Here is a 2,004-nt window from a genome sequence, read left to right as displayed (position 1 = left end):
ACGCCGCCGCTGTCGTCGACGTGCCGGCCGCGCCGCCGCTCCGTGCCGTCGAGCACGGGGCGGGGGGCGGCGACCGCGCCCGTGGGGACGCCGAGGGCGCGGACCAGCGAGACGGAGGCGGCGGGGCCGACGGGGACCACGGCCAGGGAGGCTCCGGGCAGCTCGCGGAGCCGGTGCAGCAGGCCCACGACGCGCAGCAGGGCGAGATCGTCGCCGATCACGACCGTGCGGCGATGGCCCCGGCGGGACAGCGCCCGCTCGACCTCCTCCGGCCCTTCGGGCAGGCAGATCTTGGCCGTGGCGCCCGCGCACAGCACGTCTTTCGCGATTCGTACGGATTCGCCGTCCACGCGGCGGGCGACGGGGTCGATGACCACGAGCAACGGGTGCGCGCCACTCGTGTGGGGCTCTGGAGCCGACACCTCGGTCCTTCCTCAGGTAGCATCTCGGTGCAAGAGCCCCTTGCGCTATTGCGCCAGGGGCTTCGTCTATTCCGGGGCACCGGTTCGACGGCTCTAGCGATGGCAGAAACCATCGCGCACGTTGGACATGCCCCGCCCGGAAGGGGTGTACGCCTGTGCCCGCACTTGTGCTGCTCGGTGCTCAGTGGGGTGACGAGGGCAAGGGGAAGGCCACCGACCTGCTCGGTGGCTCAGTGGACTACGTGGTGCGTTACCAGGGCGGCAACAACGCCGGCCACACGGTTGTCGTAGGCGACCAGAAGTACGCACTGCACCTTCTCCCCTCCGGCATCCTCTCGCCGGGGTGCACCCCGGTGATCGGTAACGGAGTCGTCGTCGACCCGGCGGTCCTGCTCTCCGAGCTGAGCGGACTGAACGAGCGTGGCGTCGACACGTCCAAGCTCATGATCAGTGGCAACGCCCATCTGATCACGCCCTATCACACGACCGTCGACAAGGTGACGGAACGGTTCCTCGGCAAGCGGAAGATCGGTACGACCGGCCGCGGCATCGGCCCGACGTACGCGGACAAGATCAACCGCGTCGGCATCCGGGTCCAGGACCTCTTCGACGAGTCGATCCTGCTCCAGAAGGTCGAGGCGTCCCTCGACTTCAAGAACCAGATCCTCGCCAAGCTCTACAACCGGCGCGCGATCGTCGCCGAGCAGGTCGTCGAGGAGCTGCTGGGCTACGCCCCGCAGCTCAAGGACTACGTCGCCGACACGACGCTCGTCCTCAACGACGCCATCGACGCCGGCAAGGTCGTCCTCTTCGAGGGCGGCCAGGGCACGCTGCTCGACGTCGACCACGGCACGTACCCCTTCGTCACCTCCTCGAACCCGACCGCGGGCGGCGCCTGCACGGGCTCGGGCGTCGGCCCGACGAAGATCAACCGGGTCATCGGCATCCTCAAGGCGTACACCACGCGCGTCGGCTCGGGCCCGTTCCCGACCGAACTGCTCGACGCCGACGGCGAGGCGCTGCGCGAGATCGGCGGCGAGCGCGGCGTGACCACCGGCCGCGACCGCCGCTGCGGCTGGTTCGACGCGGTCATCGCCCGCTACGCGACGCGCGTCAACGGCCTCACGGACTTCTTCCTCACGAAGCTGGACGTGCTCACGGGCTGGGAGCAGATCCCGGTCTGCGTCGCCTACGAGATCGACGGCAAGCGCGTCGACGAGCTGCCCTACAGCCAGACCGACTTCCACCACGCGAAGCCGATCTACGAGAACCTGCCGGGCTGGTCCGAGGACATCACCAAGGCCAAGACGTTCTCCGACCTGCCGAAGAACGCGCAGGCGTACGTCAAGGCGCTGGAGGACATGTCGGGCGCCCCGATCTCCGCCATCGGCGTGGGTCCGGGCCGCACGGAGACGATCGAGATCAACTCCTTCCTGTAGGCCGCTGCGGGGCCCGCTGGGATCACTGCTGGGATCACTGCCGGGGCCGCTGCTGGGGCCACCGCCGGGAGCTGTGCCAGCCCGACCTCGCGCTGAGTGCGGGCGGGCACTTCTAGTGCGAGTCCGCCATGCCCAACGCGATC

1 protein-coding gene and 1 pseudogene are annotated in these 2,004 nt (G+C 69.5%); one reads left to right on the top strand and one right to left on the bottom strand.

Annotation, left to right across the window (positions count from 1 at the left end; all coding sequences use genetic code 11):
* A pseudogene (locus ACFU99_RS41910) lies at window positions 1–422 on the bottom strand (hypothetical protein); the annotation flags it as partial.
* 155 nt (window positions 423–577) lie between these two features.
* Between ACFU99_RS41910 and ACFU99_RS41905 the strand changes: the two are divergent.
* Window positions 578–1,861: an adenylosuccinate synthase gene (locus ACFU99_RS41905; RefSeq protein ID WP_384403568.1), complete on the top strand. Its 1,284-nt coding sequence runs from the start codon at window positions 578–580 to the stop codon at window positions 1,859–1,861.
* The last annotated feature ends 143 nt before the right edge of the window (window positions 1,862–2,004 follow it).

Origin of the sequence: Streptomyces sp. NPDC057654, from assembly GCF_042800135.1 — a bacterium.
GTDB lineage: Bacteria > Actinomycetota > Actinomycetes > Streptomycetales > Streptomycetaceae > Streptomyces.
The sequence above is the reverse complement of the archived record's forward strand: the minus strand, read 5'-3'. Positions and strand labels throughout refer to the sequence as shown.